Here is a 25,637-nt window from a genome sequence, read left to right on the forward strand (position 1 = left end):
TTCGGCGCTTTGGACTCGCCTGGATGGCAACCGGTAAGAGATAGACCGTGTCCACATCTCACCAAACTTCAAAAGCAGTGCCGAGCACCGCACTCCACACCAGCCAGCGATCAAAACACCCATCCAGTTCCTCCTTGACCCTTTCACCTGCCCCCACAACCTTTCCGGGTCATGGCAGCCGCTCCACCAACTACCGCCCCAATCCTTACTCTTTCCGGCGGCACCCAGCTCAGCAAAACTCTGGAGCTCGACCAACCCTTTCATATCGGCTCCGCCCGCGGTGCCCAGTTCCGCATTCCTCACCCCTCCCTCCAACCCCAACACGCCACCCTCACTTGGAACGGACGCTTCACCCGCATCGAAAGCGCTGAACCCAACGCTCCCATCGTCCTCCACGGTCAGCCGCTCAAGGCTCCCACCAATCTCCGCAGCGGCGACATCATCCGCGTCGGTGATTTCGAATTCCATTACCACGCCCCCAAAACTTCTTCCGCCAACGCCGCCGACTCATCCTCCGGACTCACTGTTCCCCTGCGCGGCAAAACAGTCAGCGAGATCCCCCTCGAATCCGGCCTCACCTTCGGTAGCGGTTCGGAAGCCCACGTCCATCTCGACGACGACACCCTCCTCCCCATTCACGCCGTCCTCGAAAAGGCTCCCGATGGCTACACCCTGATCGACAAAGGTGGTTCCGGCCTCCTCGCCAACGGCCGCTACTTCGAACGCCACCCCCTGCTCATCGGCGACCGCATCGACTTCGGCCCGGAATACGCCTTCACCTGCGAAGGCTGGGCCCTCCGCCGCATCCCCCTGCAAAACGGCTGCGCCCTCACCGCTCAAAACATCCACGTCAAAAGCGCCGCCCGCCACCTCCTTCACAATGCCGGATTCGCCGCTGCCGCTGGAGAATTCATCGGCATCATCGGCCCTTCCGGTGCCGGCAAAACTACCCTTCTGCGCACCCTCTGCGGCCTCACCCCCCTCACCGAAGGAACCATCCAGCTCAATCAAACCCGCACCTCCAGCCTCGAAGATCCCGCCCGCTACTTCGGCTACGTCCCCCAAAAAGAAATCATCCACCTCGAACTCACCGGTCGCCAGGCCCTTCGCTACGCCGCCGCCCTCCGCCTCCCCGCCCGCGCCCCCCAACTCGAAATCGACAAACTGATTGCCCGCCTCGCCCGCCAGCTAGGTCTTAGCGACCACCTCGACACCCCGGCCAAACGACTTTCCGGCGGCCAGTTGAAACGGCTTAGCGTCGCCGTCGAAATGCTCAGCCGGCCCCCGCTGTTGCTCCTCGACGAACCCACTTCCGGACTCGACCCCGAATCCGAAGCCCAGCTGATGCGCCAGTTGCGCGACCTCACCGCCACCGGCTGCACGGTCATCTGCGCCACCCACTTGATGGAAAATGTCCATCTCATGGACAGCGTGGAGATCCTCAGCGCCTCCGTTCAGCATGGCGAAGCCGGCACCACCGTCTTTCGTGGTCGACCCAGCGCTGCGCGCGATTTTTTCAAAGCCAAAGACCTCACCGCCATCTATCCCCGACTTCAAGAGCGCAAACCCTCCCAGTGGCGCAGCGACTACGAAACCCACACCCAGCAATCCGCCACCGCCCCCAAACCTCCCGCTGAACCGGTTGCTCCCCCACCCCGACCCAGCCATCGCCGCCGCCCTGCCCTGCCCATCCTTTTGCACCGCCAGTGGGACATTCTTCGTTCCGACACCAAAAACCTCCTCCTTCTCCTCGGCCAGCCCCTATTGATCGGCCTCTTGCTCGCCCTCGCCGCAGGCACCTCCCCCGACCAAGTCGCCACCCAACTCTTCCTCGCCTGCATCGCCACCTTCTGGATGGCCTGTGGCAACGCCGCCCCTGAAATCGTTAGAGAAAGGGCCATCTTCGAACGCGAACGCTTCGCCGGGCTGCGCATCCACCATTACCTCAGCGCCAAATTCCTCTGGCTCAGCGCCACCTCCCTCGCCCAATCCCTCCTCTTATATACCATCCTCAAACTTTTCGGTGGCATCGCCGGCTCTGTCCTCTGGCAGCTCACCGCCCTCGCCGCCACCACCCTCGCCGCCACCGGCATCGGCCTGCTCATCTCCTCCTGGTCACGCAACGTTTTGCAAGCCGTCCTTCTCGTCCCGGTTTTCACCATCCCCCAAATTCTCTTTTCCGGTTATGTCTTCAAACTCGAAGACTGGCATGATCGACCCGCCCCCCGGGTCCTCAGCCGCACCTTCCCCGGCTTCGCCTCCCAACGGCTCGTCGACACCAGCCTTCTCTGGCAACAACCCATCGGCAACTACGACGAACTCGACCAGGCCGGTCATCTCACCTCCTACGAAAACCTCGCCACCGCCCTGCGCCCCACCCGTTCCTGGCTCGGAATCCAACCCGACGCCCCCTATCAATTTGAAGAATCCCAACTCTACAGTGCCGTCCGGGGCCTGCCCATGCGCACTCGCGAAGGCACTTGGAATCCCGAAAGTCCCGTCAAGTTCCGCCTCGGCGCCACTTATGCATGGAGCCATCCCGCCATCCACGCCATCATCATTCTGCTCCTCTGGACCACCCTCACCTGCCTCGGTTCCTACTTCTTCCTCCGTCAGCAAAGGGAATAAAATAGTAGAAGGTCCGTCCCGGGCCTTGCATTCATCCAACCCCCAAGGCTCGGGACGAGCCTTCTACTTTCAGAGGGACCGCGAAGTTGCACTTCGCTTCATGATTTATCCTTTATCCTTTCCTCAAAATCCCACCACCCGGCCCTTCCGCCCTTCAAACCACACCGACCCCTCGTAACCAACACCCCTCGCCACTGCCATCGCCTCCGCAAAATTCGCTCCCACTTCTTCCGGCTTGTGGGCATCCGAGTTGATCAACAACGGCACCCCCGCCTCAAAAGCCAGTTCCACAAACCCCACCGCCGGATACAACTCCTGGGCATCCTTACGCAATCCCGCGGTATTGATCTCATACGCGGTGCCCGTATCCGCCAGCGCCTGCACCACCGGCTCATAGAAGCGCCGCAAATCGCCCTCCGGTCGATGCCCGAACTTCTTCGGCAGATCCGGGTGCCCGACAAAATCAAACAATCGCGAGCGGATCATTTTCTCATACACCTCAAAATACCGCGACCACACCTCCTCCACCCCACACTCCGCAAACTTCGACAAATGTTTCGGATTGTCCACATCCCACCCCGGAGCCAGGTAATGCACACTGCCAATCAAGTAATCAAAATTCGCTTTCGTCGACAGTTCCTCAATCCACGCCTCCCCTCCCTCAAGAAAATCCACCTCCAGCCCTAACCGGATCGGCAAATCGGGAAATTCCGCCCTCGCCTCGTCCACCATTTCCAGATACCGGGGAAAATCCTCCCACCCCATGCGCCAGTCATCAAAATACTCCCGCATCGGACTATGATCCGACAGCCCCAGTTCCGGTAACCCCAACCGTTTCGCCGCCTCCGCATAATCGCGTGGAAGTCCCTCAGCATGATGGCAAAGCGGCGTATGGGTGTGGTAGTCCGGCGGCATAAAGTGAAAAAGTTTAAAAAAATCTTGAACGTCCAACCCTCATTCGGCTAGTTTGAGGCACATGATCAAGAAAATATCGCTTCTTTTAGGTTTGATCGCAGCCCTGCCTGCGAGCTCTTTCGCTTGGGTTGGTGGCCCCTTTGACGGAGGCACCCACGGTCAGCTTCTTGATGATCGCGGCATTTATCAGGCCGCTTTCCGCATGAAAAATGGTTCAGGTTTCATGCAGTTCGGCGTGAATGTTGATCTTGGTCCCTCGATCAACACGGCAACCACCGGTTCGAGCACCGCGCTTTCCACCACGATCGGCAGTTATCTCAACCGTTCCATCGTCTACTACAAAGGAGTTACTTTCTTTGGCAATGCCACCGGATTTGTTGATCATGCAACCAGAAGCGTTTCCGGTTTCACCAACGCACAGAGTGAAGTGACATTGAGCGCCAGCACCACGGGCGATGATGGAGATCTTTCCGCCACCAACTCAATCGTTTCCAACGGTCTTGGGTTGACCGCCAACATTGCCTGGACAGCTGATATAACGAGCACTCACCCCGAGTTGACGTTTGAGGGCACCGGAGAATTGGTCATTATTAACCCCTCCGCCGAACAGGTCATTTACCAGGGGATTGTCTCAATCATTGAAGATTACACTCCACCACCAAACTCTTCTCTTGGGGACCTTATTGGAGATCTCGTGAACCAACTTGGCACTCTTCAGGACGCAGTTCCCAGTGCCGACGGTGTCTATCAAAACAGTGAGAAAGTCGATATCACTGTTTACGGTGCTCGGAAATTTTTCCTCACCCGGCGCTAGTTTAGCTGTGCCTTCTTGATCGATCATTTATACCGCACAGGGAAACCTGTGCGGCATTTTTATACCTGTATCGTTACTTGTTAGAACCTCAATTCATGCGTTCGCCAAACAGAAAAGGGGTTACCCTCGTCGAAATCCTCATGGTTGTCACCCTCATTGGAGTTCTGGTGACCTTGGCAATTCCAAGTTACTCTTGGCTTCGTGAACGTGCCGGATTTGCCGGTTGCGTCTCGCGGATGCGCATTTTGCATATTGGATTCACCACCTACATGCAAGAGAATGACATGATCTGGCCGCAACTCCCCCAAGGTCCAGGGACCAAGTTCGCTGATGAAAGCGCAGAGTGGGAATTTTGGTATAACAAACTCAAGGATCATGGTGTTGATCGCACGCAATGGATTTGTCCAAGCGATCAATTTGCCAATTCAGGGAGCAAAGAAGACGAGAAGGACAAATACAAAAGTTCCTACGTTCCCACGGCTTTCGATGAATTTCCCAACACCGCTTTTCGCTGGAAACAGCCTTGGGTCATTGAGCGCGGCGGATTTCATTACAAGGACCAGGGAGCCAACCTGCTCATGCCTGATGGCACTATCACACAAGGTCCTGCAATTCCTTCAGGACTCTAACGGCTCAAAAATTTCGCCCGCAAAAACTCGTCCACCTTGCTCAGTGGCAGACAGTTGATGATGTCCTCCCGCGTCAGCCAGCCTTTTCTGGCGGCGCGGATGCCATAAAAAATGTCCTGCAATCCACGCGGGCTGTGGGCATCGGGATTGATGGAGCACTTCACGCCTTTCTCCTTCGCCAGCTTCCACCAACGCCAGTCCATGTCCAAGCGCCAGGGACTCGCATTCAGCTCAATGATCGTTCCCGTCGCTGCAGCCGCTTCAATCACCGCCGCGATGTCCACCGCATAGGGCGGACGTTGCAAAAGCAGACGCCCGCTGACATGACCAAGCATGGTCACATATGGATTCTCCATCGCCTTGATGATGCGTTTGGTCATCTCCGCTTCGGGCAGGGTGAACGACGCATGAACCGATGCCACCACGTAGTCCAATTGTGACAGCACCTCATCGTCAAAATCCAGGCTGCCGTCCTTCAAAATGTCCACTTCACTACCCGCGAAAATCTTGAAATGCCCCCCGTCATAAGTCGCATTCAACGCCCGAATCTCCTCCACCTGCTTCAACAAGCGCACCGCATCCAGTCCATTCGCCTGGAAAGAGGATTTGCTGTGATCCGCAATGCCCAAATACTGCAACCCCAGCTCCTGCGCCTCCTCCGCCATCGCTTCCAATGAAGCCACGCCATCACTCCAGGTGGTATGATTGTGAAACACCCCACGCAGATTACTCAGCTCCACCAACTTGGGCAAAGGCTGCTTTTCCGCCAGTTGAATCTCGCCGCTGTTCTCGCGCAGTTCCGGTTCAATCCACGACAGGCCTAGTGCGCGATAGATGTCCCCTTCTTCCATCACCTCCGGCTCCACCGTATTCGATCCCTCGACGGGCTTCAGCCCATACTCATTCAGCGAAAGCCCCCGATCCAAGGCTCGCTGACGCAAGGTCACATTGTGCTCCTTGCTGCCGGTGAAATACTGCAGTGCAAAAGGAAACTGCGCATTGCTCACCGCCCGCAGATCACACTGCAACCCATTTCTTAAGAGCACACTCGCCTTGGTTTCGCCCTGACCCAGTATCGATTGCACTTGCGGTATCCCCACAAAATCTTCGATCACCAATTTCGGTTCCCGCGTCGCCACCAAAAAATCCAGGTCATGCACCGTCTCCTTGCCGCGTCGGTAACTGCCAGCCACACTCACCCGCGTGATCTCCGGGTGCAGTCGAAGCATCCCCAAGATTTCCTCCGCCAAAGGCGCAACTTGATCGCCTCGAAACTCTTGAGCGTGCGTTTCACGAAATGCCAGCGACTCCAGTAGCTTCACCACCGTTTTTGACCCAAATCCGGCGAGCTTCGCCACTTCACCGCTCTCACAAACTCGCTTTAGATCCGCCACCGATGAAATCCCAAAAGTTTCATGCAACACCTTGATCTTCTTCGGCCCCAATCCCTGCACTTCAAACAACTCAAAAAAATCGTCACTAAATCCCTCCCGTAACTTGTCATAAAATCCCAGTCCTCCGGTGGTCGCCATCTCATGCAGCTTGTCCCGCAACGCCTCTCCCAAACCTTTGATGCCCGCCAGCTCATTCTTTTCCGCCAGTTGCATGATTGGCCCTGGAAAATTCTCCACCACCTCCGCTCCTGTCCGATACGCTCTAATCTTAAACGGATTCTCCTCCTTAAGTTCCATCAACAAGGCGATGCGTTCAAAGATGGTTACGGCTTCCGTGGCAGTCATATTAAAACTGTGAACGATGGTTAGATACTGTCCAACAACAAGTAACGTCGATTCCCACTCATTTGACCGATGATCGATCCGTTGCCATCTCATGGTCAAATCGAGTGATTCTTTTTGAGCGCCACCACCAAAATCGTTCAATATTATAGCAAAATCGTCATTTTCGAATTGGAATCCATTCTAAAAGTCCACATTCTCACGCGAAACTTCAATTTTCTATTGCGATTTCATGGATTAATGAGAGAATCAACCTCCCAACCCTCAATTTTCAGGAGGAACACCCAATATGACAGAAAAACTGGACGGCGCTCAGGCGCTTATCAAAACGCTCGACAAACTCGGCATTGAGTATGTTTTCGGTTACTCCGGCGGTGCCGCGATTCCGATTTTCGATGCCCTCGAAACCGTGAAGACGAACATGAAGTTCGTCCTCGTGCGCCACGAGCAGGGTGCAGTCCACATGGCCGACGGTTACGCCCGCGCCACCGGTCGTCCGGCCGCTGTTTTGGTGACCTCCGGCCCCGGTGCCGGCAATACCGTGACCGGCATCATGACCGCGCAGATGGATTCGGTGCCCATGATCATCATCACCGGTCAGGCCGTTTCATGGATGCTCGGCAAAGACGCTTTCCAGGAAGCCGACATCTTCAACATCACGGCTCCCGTGGTGAAGCACAGCTATCTGGTGAAGAACACCAACGACATTCCTCGTTTTGCCCGCGAAGCCTATCACATCGCCACCACCGGTCGTCCCGGCCCGGTGTTGATTGATATTCCGAAGGACATGAGCCAGGGACCCTTCACCGGTTCCATGGACGAGCCAATGGACCTTCCCGGTTACCACCCCGAAGAGTCTTTCAAGATCAACAAGAAGTCCGTCGAAGAAGCCGCCAAGCTCATTGCACTCTCCAAGCGTCCCGTGATTCTCGTGGGCCAGGGGGCCATGATCGCCCGTGCCGACAAAGAGTTGATGGAGCTTGCGGAAACCTTGAATGCCCCGGTGACATCCACCCTGCTCGGCAAAGGCGTGTTCCCTGAGACCCATCGCCTCAGCCTCGGCATGCTCGGCATGCACGGCACCGCTTATGCCAACAAAGCCATGTGCGAAACCGACTGTATCATCAACATCGGCTCCCGATTTGATGACCGCATCATCGGCAAAGCGACCGAGTTCGGCAAGAAAGCGAGCATCATTCACTTCGACATCGACGAGTCGGAAGCCAACAAAATGATCCAGGCGGACGTCTTCATCAAAGGCGATGCCAAAGCCGCTCTCAAAGAGTTGCTTCCTCTGATCACCCCTCTGGAGACCAAGGCTTGGAACGAACAGCTCGACGGCTACAAGAAGAAATTCCCGCTCTCCTACAAAAAGCAGGGTGGTCTGCGCATGCAGCAGGTCATCGACGAGCTTTACCAGCTCACCGAAGGCAAGGCCATCGTCTCCACCGACGTGGGTCAGCATCAGATGTGGGCCGCCCAGTTCTACAAAAACGACAAAAGCTTCCATTGGCTCAGCTCCGGCGGTGCCGGCACCATGGGCTTCGGTTTCCCCGCTGCCATTGGCGCTCAACTCGGTTGCCCGGATGCCACCGTGATCTCCATCAGCGGCGACGGCGGATTCCAAATGACCTTGTTTGAACTGGCGACCGCCGCCATTCTCAAACTGCCCATCAAGATCCTCGTGCTCAACAACCACTACCTTGGCATGGTGCGTCAGTGGCAGGAGTTGTTCTTCGAAAACCGCGAAAGCGGCGTGGATCTCATCGGCAACCCTGACTTCATCAAGCTTGCCGCCGCCTATGGCATCAAGGGTTTCCACATTGGCCGTCCCGCCGATGTCGGTCGCGTCCTCCAGCAGGCCCTCGACTACAATGACGGCCCCTGCCTCATCGAAGCCGAGTGCATCAAGCATGAAAACGTCTATCCCATGATCCCCGCCGGGGCCGCTTTGGAAGACATGCTCACCGAAGCTCCGAAATACAAAATGGACAAACCCACCGGTTCGACCTAGTCCCCCTTCACGCCGTTGCCACCCGGACAATCTGTGATAGAATTTTCATCATGAGCACCGCCACTCTTTTCGCTGAAGCACTTAGCCTCGCTGAAGATGACCGTGTGCGCCTGATTGAACTTCTGAACGAAAGTCTGGGTGCCCCCTCCCATACCGAGAACGCCAATGACATCGAAAAGACCCAGTCTGACGAAGCTCGGCAACGGTTCGAGGCATACTCAAGTGGCGAGATCGAGGCCGTGGACGGCAGGCAGTTGATGAATGATCTCCTCGCTCGTTATCATTGAGTAGATGTTAGTTCGCTACCTTCTTCCAGCGAAAATCGAGTTGCTACAGGCACAAGAGTATTATGACCACCAACAGCCGGGATTGGGCCGCGAATTTCTCCTCGAAATCGAAGCCGCAGTTCAAAGGATCATCCAGCACCCTCAAGCATGGCGCAAACTGACTCCTGAAATCCGCGGCTGTCCCATCGAGCGTTTTCCCTATCGAATCATCTACCACTCCAACCCAGACGAATTGCTCATTCTCTCCATCTTTCATCTCCACCGTCAGCCCAACAGCTGGAAGACCAACCTCTCCTAACTTCAACTTTTCACTCTCCCTCCCCATGTCCCGCGAAATCATTACCGCCGATAAGAAACCAGCCCCGAAAGCTGACATCATGAAAGTGCACACCCTCAGCATGTTCGTGAGCAACAAACCTGGTGTCCTCGGCCGCATCTGCCAGGTGTTCAGCCGCCGTGGATTTAACATCGACTCCCTCGTGGTCTCCCAAGGTCGCGACCCTGAATTCTCCCGCATGACCGTGGGCATCAGCGGCCATCCTGAAGGTCTTCATCAGATCATCATGCAGTGCAACAAACTGATCGACGTCATCCACTGTTTCGAGCACGACGACCGCGATTCCGTGACCCGCGAGATGATCCTCATCAAACTCCAGGCCGGCCCTGCCGATCGCACCGAAATCCTCCAGATCGTCAAACACTACAACGGCAAAACCGTGGACCTGCACGAAGAGTCCCTCATCGTCATGGTGCATGGCAACACCGACAAGGTGGACGCCGCCGTGCGCATGCTGAGCAAATTTGAGATCGTGGAAACCGTGCGCACCGGCAAAGTGGTGATGGCGCGCGGCACGACGGATACCTGATATTAAAAAGTAGAAGGCTCGGCCCGAGCCTTTCAGTGGATTTGAAAGGCCCGGGACGGGCCTTCTACTTTTTCCCCGCTCAATACCGTCGCAGCACCGTATCAACCGGTGCGCGACTGTCGTCTGGCAACGGCGAGTCCAAGGTATAATGCAACCCCCGGCTTTCATGTCGGCGCTCGGCGCAGTCAACAATCAGCGACGCCGTTTCAACCAGATTGCGCAGCTCCAGCACCTCGCTGCTGATCCGGAAGTTCCAGTAAAACTCCTGCACCTCGCGCTTCAAATTACGCAATCGCGCCGCCGCACGCTGCAACCGTTTCCGAGTGCGCACGATCGACACGTAGTCCCACATCAACCGGCGAATCTCATCCCAGTTGTGATAGATCACCACCAGCTCATCAATGTTCTGGGCATCGCCGCTCTGCCACACGGGGATCGCATATTCCTGCCCGTTGGTTTTGCCCATCGGAAACTTCAGCAACAACAGCTCCACCGCCCGATGAGCCACCACCACACACTCCAATAGTGAATTGCTGGCCAGCCGGTTCGCTCCATGCAATCCCGTGCAGCCGACCTCACCCACCGCACACAAACCGCGCAGCGACGTCGCCCCGTTCACATCCGTCCGCACGCCACCACACTGATAATGCGCTGCTGGAACCACCGGTATCGGCTCCCTTGTGATGTCGATGCCCACCGCCAGACAGGTCTGATAGATGTTCGGGAAATGTTTGATGACAAAATCCGCCGGTTTGGAAGTGATGTCCAAATACACACAAGGCGCCCCCGTGCGTTTGATCTCATGGTCAATCGCCCTCGCCACGATATCCCTCGGAGCCAGCGAACCACGTGGATCATACTTCTGCATGAACTCCTCCCCATTCCCATCCACCAAAACCGCTCCTTCACCCCGCATCGCCTCGGTGATCAGATACGAACGCTGCTTGGGATGATACAGACAGGTCGGATGAAACTGGATGAACTCCATGTTCGCAATCGCCGCCCCCGCCCGCCAGGCCATCGCCACGCCATCGCCCGTGGCCACTTTCGGATTCGTCGTATACAGATAAACCCGACCGCAACCGCCTGTGGCAAGAATGACCCGGTCACTGCGCAAGGTCAGCACCTCGCCACTGACCTCGTCCAGCACATACAATCCCAGCACCCGATCCTCCGCCACACCGCCGAGCTTCGCTGTGGTGATCAAATCAATCGCATAATGATGCTCCAATAAAGTGATGTTCTTTTCCGCACGCGCCGCCCGGATCAGCTTGTCGGTCACTTCCTTTCCCGTCGCATCGTGATGATGCAACACCCGCCTGCGGGTATGACCACCTTCCCTGGTCAAATCAAACTCCAGATGCGCCCCGGGTTCTTCGCGACGATCAAACTCCACGCCCATCGCCACCAGTTCATCAATGCGCGCCGGCCCCTCTTTCACAATCACCCGCACCGCGTCCTCCTTGCACAAGCCCGCCCCGGCAATCAGCGTGTCCTGCACGTGCTGATCAAACGAATCCTCTTCACTCTGCACACAGGCAATCCCCCCCTGCGCCCACGAGGAATTGGAATCCTCCACCTCACGCTTGGTCACCACGGCCACACGACCATGGCGGGCCGCCTTCAGCGCAGCCGACAATCCACCCGCACCACTACCCACGACAACAAAGTCGTATTCAATCATCGTCGTTTTTCGTGGTAAATGAGCCCCGATGCAAGCCTGCTCTTTCATCATCGCAAAAATCGCCAACCCGCACCCCCTCAACAACCTGCATTTCCCCCTGCTAAGCGCTTGCAATGCGGCGTGTGGAAGGCATTTTGCGCGTTCCCGTCATGGCCGCGCCCTCCCTCCTCATCTATCTCGATGGCAACATCGTTCCCGAATCTGAAGCCAAGATCAGTGTGTTCGACCACGGATTGCTTTATGGCGACGGAGTTTTTGAAGGCATCCGCTTTTACAACGGCCGCGTCTTTCGTCTCACTGAACATCTTGAGCGGCTCTACGAATCCTCGCGCTCCATCCTGTTGAACGTTCCATTGAATTTCGAGGAAATGGAAAAAGCCGTGCTCGACACCATCGCCGCCAACAATCTACGCGACGGATACATTCGCCTGTTGATCACCCGCGGCGTTGGCCCACTTGGCCTCAATCCCTACCAATGTCCCAAAGCCAGCGTCGTGGTCATCGCCTCCAGCATCTCGCTCTATCCGCAGGAAAAATATGACCTCGGTCTTACCATGGTCACCTGCGCCACACGTCGCCCCAGCCCGGCAGCCCTCAGTCCCCAGGTCAAATCGTTGAATTACCTCAACAACATCATGGCAAAAATCGAAGCCATCCAGGGTGGCGGTGAAGAAGGCGTGATGCTCAATGAACAAGGATTTGTGGCCGAATGCACCGGCGACAATATCTTTATTCTCAAACGTGGCGAGGTGCTCACTCCACCAATTGCCGCCGGCGGTCTGGATGGCATCACCCGCCGCGTCGCCATCGAACTGCTCGCCGAGCTGGGCGTGCCCCTTCGTGAAGTCAATCTGACCCGTCACGACATCTTCACCGCTGAAGAATGTTTCCTCACCGGCACCGCCGCCGAGGTGATTGCCGGCGTCATGCTCGATCGCCGCCCCATCGGAACCGGCAAGCCTGGACCTCTGACCAAACAGCTCGTTGAGAAATTCAAAGCCTTGGCCAACTCCACAGGCACCCCCATTACGTATCCTTAGATGTAATGATGAATTTCAAATACTGAATTTTGAGTTCCATTCAGAAATTCAGATCTCAAAGTTTAGAACTCCCTCGTTCCTATGAAGTGTGACATGTGCGACAGCGACGCCACGGTTTTTCTTACCCAGATCATTGATGGAAAGATGACCCAGGTGAACCTGTGCGACAAATGCTCCAAGGACAAGGGCGTCACCGATCCCACCGGATTCCAACTGGCGGATTTCCTCCTCGGAGCCGCTCAGAAAAAACCCAAACAAGTGTCCCACCAGCAGGACGACGAAGGACTGGCCTGCCCTTCCTGCGGATTCACCCGCGCCCATCTCAAAAAAATCGGACGCATGGGGTGCCCCGATTGCTACCGCGTTTTTGCCGACGATCTCGAAAGCATGCTGCGGGCCATGCACAAAGGCACCCGCCACATCGGCAAGGCTCCCGTTAAACAAGCCGTTGCTCCCCCTGAACCCTCTGCTCCCGCCAAGACAACGCCCTCATCCGAGGTGCGCACCCTCGTTGCCCCGCCCGTGCCGCCTCCCGCCAGTCCTGCCAATTTAAAACGAAAGCTTGCCGATCTCAAATCCGCCATCGACAAAGCCGTGGCCGATGAGCGTTACGAAGACGCCGCCAAATTGCGCGACCAGATGCGCGATATCGAGTCGAAGATTGCGTGATCCTTTCTGGGGAGCACACGCATCCTGCGTGTCGTATTTCGCATCTTGCGGAATACCCGAACGTCTGACTGCCCCAATGGGCAATCTATTCCCGAAACTCCTAGGCGCTTCGCGTCCGTGTTTTCGGCGGGACGCCAAAAACGACACGCAGGATGCGTGTGCTCCCCATTTTTAAAGCTCCCCCTACGCAAACAACTGCGTCACCGCCTTCGCCTTTACTAACTCGCGCGGCTGGTTGAGGTGATTGTAAACAATGGACTCCGGATCAATGCCAAACGCATGATAAATCGTCGCCAGCAACTCGCCGGGATGCACCGGATCTTCCAGCGGCGAGGACGCCGTTGCATCGGATTTGCCATGCACGTATCCACGCTTGATCCCCGCCCCCGCAATGATGCTGGTATAGCAATACGGCCAATGATCGCGCCCATCCGCGCTGTTGCCATTGCCACTGGTGCTCACGCCTTTTTCCGGGCTGCGACCAAATTCCCCCACCGCCACCACCAGCGTTTCCTCCAGCAATCCGCGGCTGTCGAGATCCTCAAACAACGCACTCAGCCCTTGGTCGAGCATCGGACCGCTCTGATCCTTCATGCGTTTGGTCAGTCCCACGTGATGGTCCCAAGAATGATTGTCCGAGTTGGCCACTTTCGGCCAGATGACCTCCACCACCCGCGTTCCGGCTTCGATCAAACGTCGCGCCAAAAGGCAGCTCTGCCCAAAGGTATTGCGACCATAACTGTCTCGCACGCGGTCGGTTTCGCGATCCAGCGCAAAAGCATCACGCGCACGACCACTGGCGATCAGGTTCAATGCCCGATCATAATAATCATCCAAACTCATGTCCTTCACCGCCGCTTCGATGATCGGCATCTGATCATTGATTGCATTGCGCAACCTCGCACGACGCTGCAAACGCACGCTGAACAAATCGGGGCGAAGCTGCAAATCATCGATCTTTATGCGCGTCATTTTGTCCATCTCCATGTCGTCGCCATCGGGATACAACGTGTAGGGATCAAAACTTTTGCCGAGGAATCCCGCCGTGCCGCCCTTACCAATGACGTTGCTCTCCTGCAACGGGCGCGGCATCATTACAAATGGCAGCATCGGTTCATCCATCGGCTTCAAGCGAATGATGTTGGAGCCAAAATTGGGAAAGTCTTTCGCGTTGGGCGGCTCCAGCTGACCGGACGGACTCACCTTGTCCGTCGTGTATCCGGTCATGATTTGGTAAATCGCCGCCGTGTGGTTAAACAACCCATTCGGCGTGTAGCTCATGCTCCGAATGGTGGTGAATTTGTCATTCACCTTGGCCAAGTTGGGCAAAATCTCGGTAAAATGCACGCCCGGGATCTTGGTGGGGATGCTCTTGAAGGCACTGCGCACCTTGTCCGGCACGTTCTCTTTCGGGTCCCACAAATCGATATGGCTCGGTCCACCTTGCAGGTAGATCATGATCATGTTCTTCGCCTTGCCCCAACCCGGTCCGCCCGCGTGACCCACACTGGCCGCCTGCGCCCGAAAAACCTGGTTCAACGTCATGCCGATCATGCCCGCGCCGCCGACGCGGAGAAAATCCCGACGGGAATTGCCCAGATGACGATCACAAAGGTCTTTGCCAATTTGGCCAGGAATGCGGAACATGGTGGTGAATCCTCCGATGGATGGATGAATGAATTATAGAGCGGAACAACGCCCGAGCTTGATTCTACAGGGTATGAAACGCCTGAAGAAAGGGAAAAATTTCATTCCGCTCAAATTTGCCTGTGCCTGTTACGGCTCGGCCACAAGGAACTGAATCTCCTTCGCCACATGTCCGTCCGCATAAAGGATGTTCACCCTCACATCGCGAAAATGATGAAAGCCTTCCTTGTCTCCGATCACCGGGATGCGCGTGCTGTTCCGAATGAAACCCATGAATTCCAAGCTCGCGACGTTCTGACCGTTGATCAGATGATTCCACATGTAGCTGGTTCCAGTGGTTTCGAAGAGGTTCTTGTGGTCCGCTTTGCAGCAAAAAACTTCATCCCCGTCCTCGGTGTAGGCGTCGTAGGTGTTGTCGATCACCGCGACATCGTCATCCTTGCTGGACCGTCCTGCTTCCAAGGTAGGGAGAAAATTGTTGTTCTCGGCTAAATGCAAGTTCACCGCCGCCCCCAATTGACGCAGGTTGCCGATGCAGTGTGAGGATCGCGCCTGATGCAGCACCCGCTGACTGACAGGAACCGCAAGCGCCGCCAGCACCCCGATGATGCTGACCACCACCAGAAGCTCCAGCAAGGTGAAGGCGTTGACGTAAGAACGGTAAATTTTCATACGCCACACACACTCGTCAATAAATCAAAATGCCCGGCCAGGAAGAGCCCGCAGCCGTTGTTGCATCTCTTCGAGCAGCGGTGCCAGATCGAGCTTGGTCTCCGCATTCGCCTCCTCGTAATAGGCCCCCAGGCCCTTTTCGACCAAATTCTGAAATACTTTTTCGTCCTCCGCTTTTAATCTTTCCATGTTCTGACCATCCACATCGTTGCGCCGCAAATCCGCCCGGGCCCGATCGACAATCCTCGCCCGTTCCTTGGCAGTCATCTGGTTGAACGCCTTCATGATCGACTTAAAATGCTCCTCGACCGTGCTCTCCAGGAAGAAGCTTTTTTCCTCCGACGTCAGTGAATTGAAGAACTGCTGATTGGCCTCATCATAATTTTCACGAAGAAGCCGACGCTGCTCGAAATCCAGCATGTTCACCTGCGCGACAATGTCTTTGAGGTGTTTCTCGCGGGTCGCGATATCGCCATCATCGACGTTTTCCCAAGGCGCATTCTCCATCAACGCCGCCACTTTCTCGGGCGTCGAAGTGTGCGCTTGCGTGAGTTTGACCACACCAGCAACCACCGTCCAGATGACGGCAATGGCGATGAGTCCGAAAATGAGGGGGCGTGAGTTCATTTCATGGCAGGGCAAAGCAAGGCAAAGCATGGCACGTGGACGCCCACGCGAACCAACAAATCATATCAACCAAGGTTACTTACGGATCAGGCGGCGCTTGAGGATGGAGGCAAAAGCTCCCGCCTCTTCGTTACCAAGCAGCAAATTTAACGTAAAGTAGACCGCTGCCGCAATGGAAATGGTTCCGCCTAGGTAGATGCCACGCATCCAAAGCGAAAATTGGTCCCAATCCGCCAAAACCGTAACCTTCGCCACCCAGCAAACGCCCGCCATGGCCGCCGCCGAGATGAGAAGCTTCATCATCGCGATGAACAACTGCTTGTCATGAAGTCCGCCCGCCGAACGACGCATAAAGAAAAACAGCAGGCAGAAATTCAGCGCCGCTGTGATGCTGGTGGAAAGCGCGAGGTATTCATGACCAAGCCGCCAGCGGATCACAAACAAATAGTTCAATCCCACGCTGAGCAACACACAGGCAAGGCTCACAAACATCGGAATGTAACGACGATCAATCGCATAAAACGCCGGCTGCAACACCTTCAACGCCGCATAAAACAACAAGCCCAAGGCATAAGCCTGCAAGGCAATGGCGCACATCGGAATCAGCATCGGGTTGGTGGCCGCAGCGCCGTGACCGTAAATGATCGACATGATCGGTTCCGCCAGCATGATCAACCCGACCGCACTGGGCAGGCTCAGCAGGGACACAAAACGCAAATTCTTTGACAAGGTGCCACGAAACTCTGCCGACACCCCATCGGTCGCCAGCCTCGCCAATGCCGGCAACGACACGGTGGCCAATCCGACCCCAAACAATCCAAGCGGGAGTTGCATCAACCGAAAGGCATTGTTCAAGGCCGTCACCGATCCGTCCAATTCCACGTAGGAGGCAAACATCGTATTAAACAGCACATTGACCTGCACCACGCTGCCACTGATGACTGCCGGGCCCATGATCTTGAGGATGTTCCGAACCCCGGAATCGCGCCAGTTGAAGTCCGGGAAAAAATGAAATCCAACTTTCTTCAGCGAGGGCAGCAGGATCAGCAACTGACACAGCCCGCCGATCAAGGTGCCGATGGCGAAACCGATGATCGCCACTCGCCCAAACTCAGGATCCAGCCACCAGCCAATCGCGCCGCCAGTGACCATGCTCCCCAAATTGAAAAAGGTCGACGACATCGCCGGCATGAAGAACACCTTGCGCGCGTTGAGCATCCCCATGACCAGTGCCGCCAGCGACACCAGCAGAATGAACGGATACATGATGCGAGCGAGCAGGATGGTGAAATGGTATTTCTCCGGATCGTCCGTATGCCACCCGTGGGCCAGCAGGTAAATGATGACCGGGGCAAAGATCACCCCCAGCAGACTGACCACGCTCATGAACACCGCCGTGAGGGTCGCCATCTTTCGCGCCAGTCCCCAGGCCGAGTCATCTCCTTCGGCCTTCATCTTTTTCGAAAACACCGTGACAAACGCCGTCGACAACGCGCCTTCCGCAAACAGGTCACGCAGCATGTTCGGCGCCTTGAAGGCCATGATGAAACAGTCGAGCCACTTCACATTGGCGGTGCCGCCGAACAAGGAATTCAGCACCACCTCCCGCACCAGCCCGAGGACGCGGCTGCACAGAATGGCGATGGTTACCAAGCCAAACGCTTTTGCGGTGGACCTGGCCTCCGCCTGATTGTCAGCCGGAATCGCGACGGGTTTTGCTTGGTCGGGTTCAGATTCAGGATCAGGGCGTGACATGGATGGGAAATTTCAGAGGGGAGCACACGCATCCTGCGTGTCGTTCTCCGCATCTTGCGGAGAACCCGGACGTTTGCACGTCATCTGTCGAACAAAAAAATCCACCGAGCTCATGTTGTTCGTCAAGATCACCTACTTGATCGTCGCAGCCCGACGCAACCGGTCCATCATCGCCACGCCAAGTCCGCGTTCAGGAAGCGGCTCAGAAATGATCTCATCGGCGCCGCATTCATCCAAAGCCCGCAACGCATAAAAAAAACGCACCGCTGCTTCAGGAAGTTTGCCTTTGCCGGGACTGAGAATCTGCATCTGCTTCCACTCCACCAAATCCGTGTAACCATCCTCCGGCTCGCCACGGTAGCTAAGCAACGCGTAGGTTTTGTCCGGATCAGGCAAAAAGTCGTTCGGCGAATCCAAAATACGCAACGGCGTGCGCGGTGCATAATGCGACGCCAGCATGCCAGGGGCTTCCGGTTTTTCGTCTGCCTTGAGCTTGTCGATCGAAACCGGCTTGCCATACGCCTTCAAATCTTCCGCCGTGATCGGACCAGGGCGCAAAATGATCAGACGTGGTTTGGGCGATGCCGCCTCCACTTTCACAATCGTGCTTTCCAATCCGAAATGGCACGCCCCACCGTCCACGATCAAAGGAATGCGGCCATCCAGCTCTGACAGCACCGCTGCCGCCGAAGTGGGGCTGATGGAGCCAAAACGATTGGCGCTCGGTGCCGCGAGCGGCTTTTCAAGCGTGCGGGCCACTCGGTTGAACACGAGATTTTGACTGGCCCGCACCGCTACTGTCGGCAACCCGGCGGTGACGATGTCCGGCACACATGCTTTTTTGGGAAGGATCAACGTCAACGGACCTGGCCAAAAACGCTCGATGAGACGTTTGACGGTCGGTGCAATGTCTTCAGGAATATCCGCGACCATGTCCAGATCCTTCTTGTGAGGCACATGAACGATCAGCGGATCAAAGGTCGGCCGTTCCTTGGCGGCGAAGATTTTGGCCACGGCATCGGCATTCAACGCATCGGCGGCCAGTCCGTAGACGGTCTCCGTTGGCAGGGCGACGACTTCTCCAGCCGCAAGCAATTTGACGGCATCGTTGACGGCGAGTTTGAGGAGGTCGGGGAGGTCGGTAGTGAGAGTTTCAGTGATCATGCTGCGGCTTTGGCGGCTTCCTGCAGGACGTGTTCGGGAGCAATGCCGCGCAGTTCGCAGATGCGAAGGATGGTTTCTTCAATGAGGTTGTTCGGGCAGGACGCCCCGGCGGTAATGCCGACAATGATGGGATCGGGACTGGCGAGTTTTTCTGAATAACTGGTCTTTTCCGCCTTTTGATGAAGGTCGAAATGGATGATCTCAGTGAAGCTTTTCAGACACTCCGCCGTGCGGATGAAAAAGGTGGGCAGCTCCTTTTCGCCGATCTCCACGAGATGCGCCGTGTTCGAGCTGTTGTAGCCGCCAACGACCATGAGGACGTCCATTGGCTTTTCCAGCATGTCAAAAAGCGAGTCCTGGCGTTCCTGGGTGGCTCCACAAATGGTGTCGAACACCTGGAAATTTTTCGGGGCCAGTTCCTCTCCATCGCGATCGATCACCGCCTGACGCACCTGTCGCTGAATTTCTTCGGTCTCCGACTTGAGCATGGTGGTCTGGTTCGCAACCCCCACGCGTTGGAGGTGCAGATCCGGATCAAATCCGTCCGAAACCGACTCCCCATTAAAACGCGCCAAAAATTCTTCCCGGTTTCCGCCTTCGCGAATGTAGCGGCAGACGTAGTCGACATCGTCCAGCGTCAGCACCACCAAATAATGTCCGTTGCCCTGATCGCCCAGCGCACGCGAAGCGGTCGCTCGGGTTTCTTCATGACTGGACTTGCCGTGAATGATGGAGGTGAAGGCTTGTTTGGCGTAGCTGCGAACGCGTTTCCAAACATTCATCACATCGCCACAGGTGGTGTCGACGACGAGACAACCCCGCTCCTTGATGATGTTCATCAGGCGCGTCTCGGCACCAAATGCCGGCACAATGACGACATCCTGCGGACTCAGCGTGGAAATGGTGCGTTCCTGCTCCGCCATGGGAATGCTGATGATGCCCATCGCGTCAAGCTGGCGGTTGACCTCGGGATTGTGGATGATCTCGCCGAGGAGATACAGTTTGCGATCCGCAAACACCTGCCGGGCTGCATAGGCAAGATCAATGGCGCGCTCGACACCGTAGCAAAAGCCGAACTCCTTCGCGAGCCGGATGGTGGTGTTGCCCACCGTCAGAAGACCGCCGGTTTTGCGCAGGCTTTCGACCAGTTCGCTGCGGTAATGGCTGATCACCTCCACCTCGACACGTTGCAACCCATCCTCGGTGCGAATGTTGACTCGGCGTTGTTGATCAGGAGGAGGAGCGTTCATGCGGAAGCGTGGCGATTCGTGGATGCGGCGCCAAAGAATTAATACGTGTAAAACTTGCCCATGTCCGCATCCTTGAAGATTTGGGCGCTGGTCATGTAGGACCATGGTGGATCAGGCATCGGTCCATCATTCAACACGGGAAGCGTCTTGCCAATGGTGGCATCTTCAGGATGCGACGAGGCAATGTGGATCGGCGTGCCAGTAGGGATGGTTTCGAAGATTTTCTTCGCCGACTTGATCGGCAGACGCACACAACCGTGGGTGCAGGGGAATGGTTTCACAAAACCCCAGTGCATGCCATACGCGGATTTGAACTCCATCCAATAGGTCATCGGATATCCGGCACCTGGCTGGCTGATGCGACGACGATTCTTGGTTTTCAGGTAGATCGTGTAACGTCCGTGTGGGGTCGGCGTCTTGGCGGTTCCCACGGAACAAGGGGTTGCCAGCAACACTTTGTCTCCCTCGACCAGATAAACGCGCTGGGCACCGGTGCTGAGTTTCAGCTTGAGATTTGAGCGGTTCTTCGGCGGAGTCAGCGGCGGGTCAAAGGAGGTCGAATAACTGGCTTCCGGGCCTTTTTTTGTGGCAACCGTGCAACTTGAGAGGACTAGCCCGGCCCCCAGAAGGGGCAGGTGCAGGAGGGTAATCAAAGAACGGGAGTTCATCATGTGGTGGTATCGCTAACACACGGAGCGCAATTCTCCAGCAGTTTGTCGCGGAGGGCTCTTTCCTTCAATGCAGGCTGAGAACTGGTCTGGATGCATCACCAGTGAAAGCGCCCATATTGATTCGTTAATCCTCCCATGCGCTTCTTCATCTTCACCCTGTTAACTTTGACGGTTCTTGGCCGCCCTGCCCCTGCTGTGGCTGAACCCCTGCTGGAGAAAATCAATCTCTTCACCGCTGGCGACCACGGCCACCAATTGTATCACATCCCCGGCGTGGTGGTCACCGCCAAAGGCACCGTGCTGGCCTGGTGCGAAGCACGCAAAAGACCTGCAGGCGTCAGCGACTGGGATGACATCCGCATCCTCCTGCGCCGCAGCACCGATGATGGCAAAACCTGGAGCGAAGCAAAAAGCATCGCTGACGTGCCCGGTCCGAAAACCAAAAACCCGCTCTCTTTGCGCATGAGGGACGTCGATCCCAAAGATGTGACCTACAACAATCCGGTCCTCATCGCCGACAAGGACGGCACGGTCCACATGCTGTTCTGCCTCGAATACCAGCGAGTTTTCTACCAGCGCAGCGATGATGACGGTCTCACCTGGAATGCTCCCACGGAAATCTCTGAAACGTTCGAAGCCTTCAAGACCCACTACGACTGGAAAGTTCTCGCCACTGGTCCCAACCACACTATCCAGCTTAAAAAAACCGGGCGTCTGGTGGTTCCTGTATGGCTTTCCACCGGCACCGGCGGCAACGCCCATCGTCCCAGCGTCACCACCACCATCTACAGCGATGACCAGGGCAAAACCTGGAAGGCCGGTGAGATCGCCGTCCCTAACACTGAAGAATGGATCAATCCCAATGAAACCGTCGCCGTTGAACTCGCGGATGGTCGCGTAATGTTGAACGTGCGCAACGAATCCAAAACCCACCGCCGACTGATCACCACCAGCGCCGATGGGGCCACCGGTTGGAGCACGCCGAAATTCGACGATGCCCTGCTCGAACCCATCTGCATGGGCGGCATCGTCCGCTATGAGCACGCAGGAAAGAGTCTCATCCTATTCTCCAATCCCCACAATCTTGCCCGCGCCGATGGCAAAGAAGTCCCTGGCAAAAATCGCGACCGCAAAAACCTCAGCATCAAAGCCAGCGCAGATGAAGGCCAAACCTGGATGCTGAACAAATCCCTCGAGCTCGGTCCCAGCATGTATAGCGACCTGGCTGTGACACCAAACGGCACCATCCTCTGCTTTTATGGCCGCAGCGGAAACATCAAGGGCGAGAATACTTTCGCCGGAGGCCATCTCACCATCGCCCGCTTTAACCTCGAGTGGTTGCAGGCCGAGTAACCTTCAAACACACCATGGACTCCAAGGCCATTCTTTCACACGCCGATCTGTTGCAGCTCAAACGCTGGAACACCCCGACCATTTACAACGGCTGGGAGCAGATCACTCAACGCGACCTCTGCGCCGATGCCTTCAACCTCGAACCCACCCATGACTTCATGCCACAGATGGGGCCGATGGTCGGTTATGCGATCACGGTGGTCATCGAACCTTCCAATCCAGCTCACCGGCAGGTAAACGCCAATGCCTGGAGCGAATATCGCGAATTCGTGGCTTCCATTTCTGGACCCACGATCGTCATCGTTCAGGACCTCGACAAACCTCGCACCATCGGTGCTTTCTGGGGCGAGGTGAATAGCAACATTCATCGTGCCCTCGGCTGCGTTGGCACCATAACCGACGGAGCCATCCGCGATGTGGATGAAATGACCAATGCCGGGTTCAAAGCTCTCGCGCGCCGGCTTTGCGTCGGTCATGCCGCCGTGCATCCCGTTCGCTGGAATGTCGAGGTGGAGGTTTTCGGGAGAAGGGTCAACCCATGCGATCTCATCCACGCGGACAAACATGGATTCATGGTCATCCCACCTGCCGAGCAAGCCGGTTTGTTGGAGGCAGCCCGCTTCATGGATGCCAACGAATGCCAAACCGTGATCGCCGCAGCGCGCAACATCTCGGGGCTCAGCACCAAAGAGATCCTCGCCAACATCAACGCCGCCGGGAAAAAATTTGGCGAAGCCGCACATGCCCAGTTCCACCGCGACGGCGAATGGTGACAGCAAAACTTCATTGATTGCCTTCATGAAATCTTTACTCGCAAGTCTCTTCCTTTCCTGCACCGCCGCTTTCGCCGCTTCGATTGACGCCGACCTCTGTGTCTACGGCGGCACCAGCGGCGGGGGGTCCGCAGCCGTTCAAGCCGCCCGCATGGGCAAATCCGTCGTGCTGATCGAACCCGGCAAACACCTTGGCGGCATGACCGCCGGTGGACTCAGTGCCGTGGACATCGGCGACCCACGTTCTGTTGGAGGTTTTGCCCGCGAGTATTTCACCCAACTGGCCGCCACCACCGGCGTCACCCTCGCCTGGGACAAACCCTTTCAATCCAAAGCTGGAGGACCTGCCACCGGCGGCGCTTATGCCATCGAGCCCCATCAAGCAGAGAAGTTGTTCATCAAGATGGCGGCGGAAGCAGGTGTCCGGGTCCATTTTGATGCGCGACTAACTTCCGTCACCAAGGACGGTCCTCGCATCACAAGCATCACCACCGAAGACGGCGATGTCTTCACCGCCAAGATGTTTATTGATGCCACTTATGAAGGCGATCAGATGGCCAAAGCAGGCGTCAGTTACACCCTCATGCGCGAAGGCAACGCCAAATATGGCGAACGTTACAACGGCATTTATTACGAAGCCAAATACCAACCGCGCACCGGTCATCTCCAGCCTGGGCCCAATGGCAGGGTGAAAGGTGGTCAGGGTGTTTGGGATCGCGACTTTCCCCTCGATCCCTATGTTATCAAGGGCGATCCAAACAGCGGGTTGCTGCCACTTATTCAGGAAGGTGATCCCGGCGTCGTTGGTAATCCGGCTCCCGGTGTGCAAGCCTATTGTTTCCGGCTTTGTTTGAGCAGCCATCCCGACAACCAACTCCCCATCACTCCCCCACCCAACTACAACGCCGCACGGTATGAGATCGTCGTGCGCTTCATCGAAGCCTGTCTGGCCAATGGCGATGACATGGACCTGCGCTGGTTTTCCAAATACGACGCTTTGCCTAACGACAAATGGGATTTCAACACCGCGACCTTCGGCGGCAACCTTCCTGGCGCCAGTCACGAATGGCCGGAGGCCAGTTATGCCCGGCGTGTCGAGATCGCCAAGGAACATGAATACTATCATCGCGGACTGCTGCATTTTCTCGCCACCGATCCGCGCGTCCCACAAAAAGTGCGCGACGAGATGCGCCGCTTCGGATTGCCCAAAGATGAGTTCATCGACAACGGCGGCTGGCCGCATCAAATTTATGTGCGTGAAGCGCGCCGCATGGTCAGCGATTTCGTGCTGACCGAACATCACACCTTTGGTCGAGAGATCGCCCCAAAATCTATCGGCCTCGGCAGTTATGGCACCGACACCCATGAAATCCGCCGCATCGTCAAAGACGGTGTCGTCACCCGCGAAGGCAAATCCGGCAGTGGTCGTGGCGGGTTTAGCCCTTATCAAATTGGCTATGACGCCATCGTCCCCAAAGCAGCCGAATGCGAAAACCTATTGGTGACATTTGCCCTGTCGGCCAGCCACACCGCCTTCAGCAGCCTCCGCATGGAACCCGTCTTTATGGTCACCAGCCAATCCGCCGCCACCGCTGCGGTGCTGGCAATGGAAGAACATCTTTCCGTGCAAAAGCTGGACTATTCGAAACTCAAAGCAAGGCTGCTGGCCGACGGTCAGGTTTTGCAGTTTCCGTGAGTGCTGAATTCTCCCGATATCAGTTGCTCAATGCCCAGCCATTCAATGATAGCAACGACAAGGAGCTGGTATTGTAGGCGAGAACGCTCTCGCGCTGATTCGTGTGGGGATCCGGAACATCGAAACTGAACGGCTGTCAGGTGCCGTTTGCACCTCTACCAGCGGGGGCGAGCGTCGATCACTGGATTGGCGGTTGAATACGGTAAATCATCGAAACAGGGCGGCTGGCAGGGATTGCCACGACGCGACTTGTTCTGCTTCTTTATTATTCTGATACAGTTTCCAAGCCACAACATACAATGCGATTCCCAAGATGGTAGGCGCAACGATTGCCAGGAGAATAGAAATTGGGTGGCAATCAAAATATCGACTCGACTCGGGATCATAACTTACTGGGATACGGCTCCCAACTTCATATCCGCAAGACGAACCTTCACCAGTAAATTGAAAATCCTCAGAGCGGTGAGTTCCTGCAATTATTGGATAGTGCATCAAAATTCCTTCCGCATCGTTCCGGCTTTTGACATCTTTGATAACTCCTACGCATTGTTCCCACCGGGATCGCTTCTGCCACCAAAATAGGGTCGAAACCCCGCAAAAGAGGAGGAAGCTTCCACCGGTAAATGCTACCAGAGGCCATATCAGCGATGAGTTCATTTCTTTGCAGAACGTATAGCTCATCCACGGCGCGGTTGGAAGCCTGAATTCAAACTGGCGCGTTACCCGCCGTTGGATGGAGCGGTTTGT

The 25,637-nt window shown here is 56.2% G+C and carries 23 protein-coding genes; 12 read left to right on the plus strand and 11 right to left on the minus strand.

All coding sequences use genetic code 11. The annotated features are described in order from the left end of the window. The first annotated feature begins 171 nt into the window (after positions 1-171). Complete coding sequence (locus tag FEM03_RS04425) at positions 172-2,628, plus strand: ATP-binding cassette domain-containing protein (RefSeq protein ID WP_138084980.1); 2,457 nt, start codon at positions 172-174, stop codon at positions 2,626-2,628. 123 nt (positions 2,629-2,751) lie between these two features. On the opposite strand, the gene FEM03_RS04430 is transcribed toward FEM03_RS04425, so the two are convergent. Further along, a complete protein-coding gene (locus tag FEM03_RS04430; RefSeq protein WP_138084981.1) occupies positions 2,752-3,543 on the minus strand; it encodes a histidinol-phosphatase HisJ family protein in 792 nt (263 codons plus the stop codon). Positions 3,544-3,604: 61 nt separating this feature from the next. Here FEM03_RS04430 and FEM03_RS04435 point away from each other — a divergent pair, with 61 nt between their 5' ends. After that, on the plus strand, positions 3,605-4,357 hold the full coding sequence (locus tag FEM03_RS04435) for a hypothetical protein (RefSeq protein ID WP_138084982.1): 753 nt from the start codon (positions 3,605-3,607) through the stop codon (positions 4,355-4,357). Between the two features lie 95 nt (positions 4,358-4,452). Continuing rightward, on the plus strand, positions 4,453-4,986 hold the full coding sequence (locus FEM03_RS04440) for a type II secretion system protein (protein WP_276609644.1): 534 nt from the start codon (positions 4,453-4,455) through the stop codon (positions 4,984-4,986). Here the strand turns inward: FEM03_RS04440 and polX are convergent. Next, entirely contained in the window at positions 4,983-6,725 is a 1,743-nt protein-coding gene (gene polX, locus FEM03_RS04445) for a DNA polymerase/3'-5' exonuclease PolX (protein WP_138084984.1), read from the minus strand. The two genes, FEM03_RS04440 and polX, sit on opposite strands and share 4 nt — an antisense overlap. Before the next feature lie 286 nt (positions 6,726-7,011). Between polX and ilvB the strand changes: the two genes are divergently transcribed. From ilvB to ilvN, 4 genes are read left to right on the plus strand one after another with little or no spacing between them, the layout of a single operon-like run. Next, a complete protein-coding gene (gene ilvB / locus FEM03_RS04450) occupies positions 7,012-8,736 on the plus strand; it encodes a biosynthetic-type acetolactate synthase large subunit (protein WP_138084985.1) in 1,725 nt (574 codons plus the stop codon). Positions 8,737-8,786: 50 nt separating this feature from the next. Then, on the plus strand, positions 8,787-9,023 hold the full coding sequence (locus FEM03_RS04455) for an addiction module protein (RefSeq protein ID WP_138084986.1): 237 nt from the start codon (positions 8,787-8,789) through the stop codon (positions 9,021-9,023). Positions 9,024-9,027: 4 nt separating this feature from the next. Beyond that, on the plus strand, positions 9,028-9,321 hold the full coding sequence (locus FEM03_RS04460) for a type II toxin-antitoxin system RelE/ParE family toxin (protein ID WP_138084987.1): 294 nt from the start codon (positions 9,028-9,030) through the stop codon (positions 9,319-9,321). 25 nt (positions 9,322-9,346) lie between these two features. Beyond that, complete coding sequence (gene ilvN, locus FEM03_RS04465; RefSeq protein WP_206170869.1) at positions 9,347-9,889, plus strand: acetolactate synthase small subunit; 543 nt, start codon at positions 9,347-9,349, stop codon at positions 9,887-9,889. A gap of 79 nt (positions 9,890-9,968) precedes the next feature. Here the strand turns inward: ilvN and nadB are convergent, their stop codons facing one another. Next, the gene (gene nadB / locus FEM03_RS04470; RefSeq protein WP_138084988.1) at positions 9,969-11,573 is read right to left on the minus strand and encodes an L-aspartate oxidase; all 1,605 of its coding nucleotides are present in this window, start codon (positions 11,571-11,573) and stop codon (positions 9,969-9,971) included. A 149-nt stretch (positions 11,574-11,722) separates the two neighbouring features. On the opposite strand from nadB, the gene ilvE reads away from it, so the two are divergent. Then, positions 11,723-12,613 (plus strand): branched-chain-amino-acid transaminase, encoded by an 891-nt coding sequence (ilvE, locus tag FEM03_RS04475; RefSeq protein ID WP_138084989.1) that lies wholly within the window; start codon positions 11,723-11,725, stop codon positions 12,611-12,613. Positions 12,614-12,694: 81 nt separating this feature from the next. Continuing rightward, the gene (locus FEM03_RS04480; RefSeq protein WP_138084990.1) at positions 12,695-13,282 is read left to right on the plus strand and encodes a UvrB/UvrC motif-containing protein; all 588 of its coding nucleotides are present in this window, start codon (positions 12,695-12,697) and stop codon (positions 13,280-13,282) included. Between the two features lie 183 nt (positions 13,283-13,465). Here the strand turns inward: FEM03_RS04480 and FEM03_RS04485 are convergent, their stop codons facing one another. From FEM03_RS04485 to FEM03_RS04515, 7 genes are all read right to left on the minus strand, one after another. After that, positions 13,466-14,929 (minus strand): DUF1501 domain-containing protein, encoded by a 1,464-nt coding sequence (locus FEM03_RS04485; RefSeq protein WP_138084991.1) that lies wholly within the window; start codon positions 14,927-14,929, stop codon positions 13,466-13,468. Between the two features lie 129 nt (positions 14,930-15,058). After that, complete coding sequence (locus tag FEM03_RS04490) at positions 15,059-15,601, minus strand: type II secretion system protein (RefSeq protein ID WP_138084992.1); 543 nt, start codon at positions 15,599-15,601, stop codon at positions 15,059-15,061. Positions 15,602-15,625: 24 nt separating this feature from the next. Beyond that, positions 15,626-16,228 (minus strand): hypothetical protein, encoded by a 603-nt coding sequence (locus tag FEM03_RS04495; protein WP_138084993.1) that lies wholly within the window; start codon positions 16,226-16,228, stop codon positions 15,626-15,628. A 75-nt stretch (positions 16,229-16,303) separates the two neighbouring features. Then, positions 16,304-17,983, minus strand: coding sequence for a murein biosynthesis integral membrane protein MurJ (murJ, locus tag FEM03_RS04500; protein WP_138084994.1), 1,680 nt, complete (start codon positions 17,981-17,983; stop codon positions 16,304-16,306). A 132-nt stretch (positions 17,984-18,115) separates the two neighbouring features. Continuing rightward, positions 18,116-19,147 (minus strand): L-threonylcarbamoyladenylate synthase, encoded by a 1,032-nt coding sequence (locus tag FEM03_RS04505; RefSeq protein WP_138084995.1) that lies wholly within the window; start codon positions 19,145-19,147, stop codon positions 18,116-18,118. Then, a complete protein-coding gene (locus FEM03_RS04510; RefSeq protein WP_138084996.1) occupies positions 19,144-20,397 on the minus strand; it encodes a 4-hydroxy-3-methylbut-2-enyl diphosphate reductase in 1,254 nt (417 codons plus the stop codon). Before FEM03_RS04510 ends, FEM03_RS04505 begins: the two co-directional genes overlap by 4 nt. A 38-nt stretch (positions 20,398-20,435) precedes the next feature. Continuing rightward, a complete protein-coding gene (locus FEM03_RS04515) occupies positions 20,436-21,068 on the minus strand; it encodes a L,D-transpeptidase (protein WP_138084997.1) in 633 nt (210 codons plus the stop codon). 135 nt (positions 21,069-21,203) lie between these two features. Here FEM03_RS04515 and FEM03_RS04520 point away from each other — a divergent pair, with 135 nt between their 5' ends. The 3 genes from FEM03_RS04520 to FEM03_RS04530 are packed head-to-tail and all read left to right on the plus strand — an operon-like array spanning position 21,204 to position 24,890. Beyond that, positions 21,204-22,421, plus strand: coding sequence for a sialidase family protein (locus FEM03_RS04520; protein ID WP_138084998.1), 1,218 nt, complete (start codon positions 21,204-21,206; stop codon positions 22,419-22,421). A gap of 14 nt (positions 22,422-22,435) precedes the next feature. Beyond that, the gene (locus FEM03_RS04525; protein ID WP_138084999.1) at positions 22,436-23,194 is read left to right on the plus strand and encodes an RraA family protein; all 759 of its coding nucleotides are present in this window, start codon (positions 22,436-22,438) and stop codon (positions 23,192-23,194) included. A gap of 25 nt (positions 23,195-23,219) precedes the next feature. Further along, the gene (locus FEM03_RS04530; protein WP_138085143.1) at positions 23,220-24,890 is read left to right on the plus strand and encodes an FAD-dependent oxidoreductase; all 1,671 of its coding nucleotides are present in this window, start codon (positions 23,220-23,222) and stop codon (positions 24,888-24,890) included. 207 nt (positions 24,891-25,097) lie between these two features. On the opposite strand, the gene FEM03_RS04535 is transcribed toward FEM03_RS04530, so the two are convergent. Beyond that, a complete protein-coding gene (locus tag FEM03_RS04535; RefSeq protein ID WP_138085000.1) occupies positions 25,098-25,571 on the minus strand; it encodes a DUF3592 domain-containing protein in 474 nt (157 codons plus the stop codon). Positions 25,572-25,637 lie beyond the last annotated feature (66 nt).

The organism is Phragmitibacter flavus, from assembly GCF_005780165.1.
Lineage (GTDB): Bacteria > Verrucomicrobiota > Verrucomicrobiia > Verrucomicrobiales > Verrucomicrobiaceae > Phragmitibacter > Phragmitibacter flavus.